4 protein-coding genes are annotated in these 7,575 nt (G+C 47.9%); all 4 read left to right on the top strand.

The annotated features are described in order from the left end of the window. Window positions 1-48 precede the first annotated feature (48 nt). The gene (locus tag QZP87_RS07915; RefSeq protein WP_291322379.1) at window positions 49-3,174 is read left to right on the top strand and encodes a DEAD/DEAH box helicase; all 3,126 of its coding nucleotides are present in this window, start codon (window positions 49-51) and stop codon (window positions 3,172-3,174) included. Window positions 3,175-3,211: 37 nt separating this feature from the next. Beyond that, window positions 3,212-3,814 (top strand): class I SAM-dependent methyltransferase, encoded by a 603-nt coding sequence (locus QZP87_RS07910; RefSeq protein WP_291322378.1) that lies wholly within the window; start codon window positions 3,212-3,214, stop codon window positions 3,812-3,814. A gap of 13 nt (window positions 3,815-3,827) precedes the next feature. Beyond that, window positions 3,828-6,806: a DEAD/DEAH box helicase family protein gene (locus QZP87_RS07905; protein ID WP_291322377.1), complete on the top strand. Its 2,979-nt coding sequence runs from the start codon at window positions 3,828-3,830 to the stop codon at window positions 6,804-6,806. Between the two features lie 324 nt (window positions 6,807-7,130). After that, the coding region (locus QZP87_RS07900; protein ID WP_291322376.1) for a hypothetical protein at window positions 7,131-7,575 on the top strand (445 nt) is incomplete at its 3' end.

Below are 7,575 nucleotides of genomic sequence, written 5' to 3'. Positions count from 1 at the left end.
CCTTCCGGTCCTGGATGCATACTTAAGCCTGCGTTCAACGGAGGGGGTATGACCAGCAGGCCAGCCTACGGCATTTACGATGCCCTGCTGGACAATAATTTGCAGGAAATGCTGGAGCGATTTCCTGAGCTGCGCACGGTTTTTGGCAAGTTAGATGCTGAAGAACAGCCGGACAGGTATGCAGATTTCGTGGCCAAGGTGGTCAGACAGGTTTTAAAAGAAGAGACTGACCCGGACAACAGACGCAGGATTTGCAATGCCGTTCTTGAGCAGATGTATTCCGGGACAGACCATCAGGCAGCTGTTCGCCAGCTGGTTGCCGGAAAAAAATCCGTCCTCCAGGAGATAACCCCTCCAGACTACGCAGGAAAAGGCGTCCCCAGGCCCCACACACCCATTTCCGAAAGCAGTCTTTTCACCGGCTCCCCCCGGGACCCTCAATTGGTGCATGAACTGTTGGCCGAGATGAAGTCTGCGGATGCAGTTGATATCCTGGTTTCCTTTATCAAGTGGTCCGGACTGCGTCTGTTGATGCCTGCCTTTGAGTACCTGCGGGACCGTAGAGTGCCTGTGCGGCTCATTACTACTTCCTACATGGGTGCATCTGATGCCCCGGCTGTTGAATGGCTGGCCCGCATGCCCAATGTGCAGGCCCGTGTTTCTTACGATACGCAGAGGACCCGGCTGCATGCCAAGGCTTATTTCTTCAAGCGTGATTCCGGATTTTCCACAGCCTACATCGGATCAGCCAACATGTCCCACGCAGCCATGACCAGCGGCCTGGAATGGAATCTGAAAGTTACTGAACAGGACATGCTGCATATCCTGGAAAAATTTTCAGCCGAGTTTGAAACCTACTGGAACAGCCGCGAGTTTATTCCCTTTGATCCGGATGATCCCGGGCAGCTGCGCGAGGCTATCAGCAGGGCAAGAAACTCCAAGGCCCGGGCTCCGGTATTTTTTGACCTGAGACCGCACCCATTTCAGGAACGTATCCTGGAAGAACTGGAACAGGACAGAAAGGTCAATAATCAATACCAAAACCTGGTTGTAGCAGCTACTGGAACCGGAAAGACTGTAATCGCGGCCTTTGATTTTCAGCGCTTTTTTCAGAAAAAGCAAAAGCAGGCCAGGCTTCTGTTTGTGGCCCATCGCCAGGAAATCCTGGAACAGGCCCTGGATACTTTTAGAAATGTGCTTAAGGATCAAAACTTTGGCGATCTACTTGTGGGTCAGCACCAGGCTGAACAGGTAAAGCATCTTTTCTGCTCGGTGGGTATGCTCACCAGCAGAAGGCTTTGGGAGCAGGTGGGCAGGAATTTTTATGACTTTATCATCATTGATGAGGCCCATCACGGCACAGCAGCCAGTTACCGGCCAATATTCGACCACTTTGACCCTGAGGTGCTTCTGGGCCTGACCGCAACTCCGGAACGTATGGACGGAGAAAACGTTCTGGCTGACTTCGGAAACCGCATTACTTCAGAAATCCGGCTGCCTGAAGCCTTGGAAGAAAAGCTGCTTTGTCCTTTTCACTACTTTGGCGTGGCTGATCCCATCTCTCTTAATGAGGACCGCTTCTGGAAAAAAGGCAAATATGACGTGGCTGAGTTGGACAAGATCTACACCGGCGCCCATGCTCTGGCCAGGCAGCGCCTGGATGTTGTCCTGGATGCCTTGAAGCGCTACGAGCCTGACCTGGATCAGGTCAAGGGAGTCGGTTTTTGTGTATCCATCAATCATGCACACTTCATGGCTGATATGTTCAGCCAGCAAGGCATACCTTCAGCTGCCCTGGTCTCTGGAGTCGACAACAACCAATGCCACAGCCTGCTTGAGCAGCTAAGATCCGGAGAGCTTACCTTTCTGTTCACAGTGGACAAGTTGAGCGAAGGTGTGGATGTGCCGGACTTAAACCTTGTCCTGTTCCTAAGGCCCACTGAAAGCCTGACGGTGTTCATGCAGCAGCTGGGACGAGGTCTGCGCCATGCACCGGGAAAGGACTGTCTGACCGTGCTGGACTTTGTGGGTCAGGCTCACAGAAAATATCGCATTGATACAAAACTAAAGGCCCTTCTTCCCAGGCATCGCTTTTCCATTGACCATGAAGTGGAAATGGATTTTCCCCATTTGCCGCCTGGCTGCAGCATCCAGCTGGACCGAGTCTCCCGTAAATATGTCCTGGAAAATATCCGGGAAAACCTGCGCAACCTGGCAGTGCAAATTCCGGAGAGGATGCAGAGTTTTGAAAACGAAACCGGACAGCAGCTGACCTTTGGCAATTTTATCAGCCACCACGATTATGAGCCGGAGCGTTTACTGGTCAAAGAGACCTGGAGCGGGTGGAAGTCAAAGGCGCATTTATCAGAGATTCCCAGTGATCCTGATCTGAAGCGCTTGAAAAATGCGCTGATTAGAATCGCCCAGATAAATGGCCCCCTGGAAATAGCCAGACTGAGAAAAATCATTAACTATTTGCAGGAAAACGATACTGCCCAGGCCCTGGCAATTGCCGGGAATACAGCCATTTCCACTCACTACAGGATCTGGGCAGACAAGGCTGGCAACCTGGACATGTCCTCGCTGGAAGATTCATTCACTCGGCTGGCCAGGAATCCTACAATCCTGGCTGACATGGACGAAATCCTGGCCTGGGGGGTTCGTGAATCAAAGATTGAAGGCAAGCATCTTGATCTTCCTTTTGAAAACCACCTGGAGCTTCACGCCAGGTATGCCAGCCGGGATATTAATGCTGCCCTGGGGCTGGCAAATCTTGATTCCACAGGCCCCACAGGCATCGGCATATTGCATGCCAAACAAAACAAGACTTATGCCCTGCTGATCACGTTTCAAAAGACCGAGCGCGAATTTTCGCCAAGCACCATGTATTCTGACTACCCCATCAGCAGACAGCGCATCCACTGGGAGTCCCAATCCACCAACACCCAACAGGGACAGACCGGCCAGAACCTCATCCATCATCGGGAAAAAGGCTACACTGTGCTTTTCTTTGTCCGGGAACAGAAGAAAAGCCTCGGCGTTACCATGCCTTTTACTTTTTTGGGGCCTGGAGACCTGGTAAGCTATGAAAGCGAACGCCCCATCAAGATGATCTGGGAATTACAGCATCCTATGCCGGTGGAGATATTTGAGAATAATAGGTTGGGCGGATAATGAAAAACATGCCTCAAATTTAATTATTGTGTCCGTTATGTCTTCAAACAATTTTTACCAAAATCAGGCCCAAGACTATTGTGAACAGACCTTTGGGATTGACCCATCGTCTTTTCTGATACCCTTAACCAGATATCTTCACCCAGGGGCAAGCATTCTTGACATTGGTTGTGGAGCAGGTCGGGACATGCTATGGCTATATAACAAGGGGTTTTCCTGTACTGGCTTGGATTGCGCCCCGGCTCTAGCTGAACTGGCCCGGCAGCATACGGGTCTTCCTGTTATTGAAGCAGATTTTGAGAGTTTTGACTTCAGTGGATTAAAGGAGGATGCTCTGCTGATGGTTGGAGCCCTGGTGCATGTGCCCCATGAAAAGTTCAAGACAGTTTTTAAGAACATTCTCCAGGCCTTGAAAGTCCAGGGTACAATTTTGATCACCCTCAAAAAAGGCCAGGGAACAGAAATCAGGTCAGATGGCAGAGAGTTTTACCTCTGGCAAAAGGATGATCTATCCCAAATTTTTGGTGATTTCTCACTGGTGTGCTTAGAATATTTTGAGCAGGAGTCCAAAATTAGATCCAGCGATACCTGGATGAGCTTTGTGCTGCAAAGAAAAAATCCCCACAGGCAGGAAGATTAAGGCAAGAATCTTTATGACGGACATTTCAAACTCTCACCCCATATATTATTATAAGCTTGTAAGGGACAAAATCCCGAGCATCATCCGGGAAAAGGGGCACCAGCCTGCCGTATCAAGTCTTTCAGGCCAGGAATGGACCCGGGCTGCAAGCCAGAAGCTTTTAGAAGAGGCTTATGAACTGTTTACTGCGGTTACTAATGGAGACAAAGAGTCAGTGCTCCAAGAGTCATCTGATGTCCTCGAAATTACACTGACTATTCTCAAGCAGCAAAACTACAATTTTGACGATTTGCTCGCTGAACTGGAAAGACGGCGGGAGCAAAGAGGCGGTTTTGAACAGGGCCTTTTTCTGGAAAGCGTTGACGGTCAATTTCTCGGTGCCAGGTTGAAGCAGAGTCCGGGTTTTGTGTGTACCCATTTGGATACAAATTCTTTATTGGAGCTTTTCCGTGGAGAACTGGAACGAAGTGACAAGGCCTGGATTGCGTCGGCCTTTTACTCCCCAGCAATCACCAATATTTTGACCAGTGAGTTTGAACGCTTCATCTGCAAGGGAGGTGAAGCCAGAGTCATCCTGTCCACCATGAACGGATTCATCAAGCCTGAATATCTGGTTCATCTGCGTGACTATGTGCCTGAGCTCAAGGTCAAAGTTTTTCATCCCCCGGAAATTCCTTTTCATAAGCATCCTCAGCGTGATTTTCATGTCAAAGCATACATCTTCAAGCACAGAACAGGCAAAGGCTCGGCAATTATTGGGTCTTCAAACTTATCTCAGGGCGGATTTTCCGATAACATTGAATGGAACTATTACACACCTGGCGAGATCAACCTTCCCTTTTATGAAAAACAGACTCCATGGGAAAAGATAGTTCAGGAGTTTGACTCCCTGTGGGAAAATCAATGTGTACATATTACCGAAGATTTTCTGGCCGGATACAGGGAGAGGCACAGGGATGTTTTTCAAGAAAGAGAAGAGCCGCCTGATACATATGGATACGCAGGGCAAAGCTCGACTCAATCGAGTGTCTGGGCGGACAGCTCTACTGCGTACGGGACAAACAAAGAATCCATAATTGAACCAGAATTGGTAAAGCCCAATGTCGCCCAGAGTGAGGCTCTGGAAGGGCTTAAGAAACTCAGAACAAGAAAAGCTCGGTCCGGAGCAGTCATTGCAGCCACCGGCGTAGGCAAGACCTACCTGGCTGCATTTGACTTTATTCAAAGCGGCAAAGACAAGTGCCTTTTTATTGCCCACCGAGAAGACATCCTCAGAAAAGCCAGGGAAAGCTTTTCCCATGTGCTTGGTCCAGATGGTTTGGAGATCTTCAGTGGCCGGAGCAAGGAGGTTTCGCACGGATCAAAGGCTGTTTTTGCCATGATTCAGACTTTGGGACGGCTGGGCAATATAACACGTTTTCATCCCAGGGAATTTGACTACATTGTGATGGATGAATTCCACCATGCAATGGCCAGCACCTATCGCAAAGTCCTGGACTATTTCCAGCCAGATTTCCTTTTAGGGCTTACAGCCACTCCCGAGCGTATGGATGGACGAGATGTTCTTTGGTTATGCGATTACAACATTGCATATGAAATAAGGCTGTTCCAAGCCATAGATAAGGATCTGCTGGCCCCTTTTCAGTACTTCGCTGTCCATGATCCGACAGATTATGCCCAGATCGCCTGGAAAAGAACTGACTACGATCAAGAAGAACTGACCATGGCCCTGGCCAATGACACCAGGAACGCCCTTATCGCCAACAATCTCAAAAAATTTCTTCCATACCAGGGCAAGATAAAGGCCCTGGCATTTTGCAGTTCGGTGGATCATGCTTATTATACAGCAAATCGCTTGACTCAAGAGCATGGTTTTGAGGCTACGGCCTTGGTAGGTGATTCTTCCCAGGATCAAAGAGAAAAAGTCATAGCAAGGCTTGAGAAAGAAAATGACCCCCTCAAGGTAATATGTTGCGTGGATATCTTTAATGAAGGTGTCGACATCCCCAGGCTCAGCCATGTACTACTTCTGCGACCCACCCAGTCTTTTACGGTCTTCCTCCAGCAACTTGGCCGCGGGCTACGAAAGGTGCAGACCAAAGATGTGAACAAGCACCTTGTGGTCATAGATTTTGTCGGCAACTATCGAAGTGCCCATGTGGCTCCACTGGCCTTAGCCGGATATACATCAATTGAAGAATATATTCGAGACAGCGCAAGAACTCGAGGCAGCAAGTCTGGTATGAGCAACCCTCCTCTGGGCTGTTTTGTTTCTCCTGATATTGAAGTGCAAAGGATCTGGGATAGCAAACTGCGTGAAATTGTACCCATGCCGAGGGGAGAGCAGTTACGAGATCTCTATGACGAGGTTGTGCAAGACTTGGGGCTAATTTCACCAGGGCTGTGTGAGTTCTATGCTGATCCACAAAGAGCAGATCCACATGCATTCATCAAGCATTTTGGGAGTTGGATAAAAACAAAAAAATCTTTTGATGATCTATCTGATACTGAAAAAAGCTTATTAAACACCCAGGGTGAATCATTTTTGGAATACCTTGAGAAAGATCTTAACCCCGTCAGATCTTACAAAATGGTTGTCTTGAAGACATTGCTATCTATTAAGGGTACATCATGGAAAATTGATGATATTGCATCAGGATTCTTGAATTATTACCTGCAACATCCTGAACACCTTTATGATTACGATGAATTGGACAAACAGGATAGTCCTGACAACGTATCCCTTCAATTGGTAAAAAGACATATCACAAAAATGCCTCTCTACTATCTTAGCAACAAAAGTAATGACTGGTTCATACTAGATAGGGAAAAAGATAAATTTTCATTGAAGGATGATCTGGTTGATTATTGGAATAATGAAAATTATAGAATGCTTGTCCTGGATAGAGTTAAGTATGCTTTAGCTAGATATTTTTACGGAAAACAAAGTAAATTCGATACAGGGTCAGGCTGGGGTCAACACCATAATTAAAACAGAAAGCGCATCAACCATGATTGTTTTTCAGCCATTGGAAGACCATTTTGTCCTCAAAAAAACTGTTCTAAGAGGATAGAAGAGGACAGCCGCAGGTTAAGTTTCATACAGTAGATTCCTGAGCTTGATATTTTGAACATAACGCCAGGAGAATCTATAATCGAAAAAAAGATGACTGGTTCCTTTGGTCCCCATTCCTGAGGGAAGGTCCCTGAAGAAGCCTTTGGATCAAGTTCTCCCGGCCGACCCACCTTCAACATTGCAGCCTTGCAGGAAAATAAGTAAAACCCGTTTCCTATAATAATACCACGGGAGGCCTACATGCCCGGATCAATATTTATCATTCAAAACGACGATACCCTCGTTGAAATGACCCACCAGCCCTACTCCACAGAAGATCATCTCCAGCGTTTTCTCGAACAATATCCTGCATTGCTGGCCGGGGACCAGGTAGACGCACTTACACCGCGCCGCTGGCTTCTCATAACCCGGGAAATGCCCATCCCGGATCGTGAAGATGGTTCCGGCAGATGGTCTCTTGACCATCTCTTTCTTGATCAGGACGGCATTCCAACGCTTGTTGAAGTCAAACGCAGCAGCGACACCCGAATCCGCAGAGAGGTTGTGGGACAGATACTGGACTATGCAGCCAATGCTCTTTTGTACTGGCCAAGCGAGGAAATAAGGAGCCAGTTTGAGAATCGCTGCAGAAGTAAATCTGTTGATCCTGATGAGGAACTTCAAAGGTGTTTGGGACCGGAAGTTG

Origin of the sequence: Desulfonatronospira sp., assembly GCA_003563255.1 — a bacterium.
In the GTDB taxonomy this organism is placed as follows: Bacteria; Desulfobacterota; Desulfovibrionia; order Desulfovibrionales; family Desulfonatronovibrionaceae; genus Desulfonatronospira.
This window is presented reverse-complemented; position numbering and strand designations above follow the sequence as displayed.

Bases quoted from the DNA above. Each gene is read 5' to 3' on its own strand.
- QZP87_RS07915 (WP_291322379.1), top strand. From the start codon at position 49: ATGACCAGCAGGCCAGCCTACGGCATTTACGATGCCCTGCTGGACAAT.
- QZP87_RS07910 (WP_291322378.1), top strand. From the start codon at position 3,212: ATGTCTTCAAACAATTTTTACCAAAATCAGGCCCAAGACTATTGTGAA.
- QZP87_RS07905 (WP_291322377.1), top strand. From the start codon at position 3,828: ATGACGGACATTTCAAACTCTCACCCCATATATTATTATAAGCTTGTA.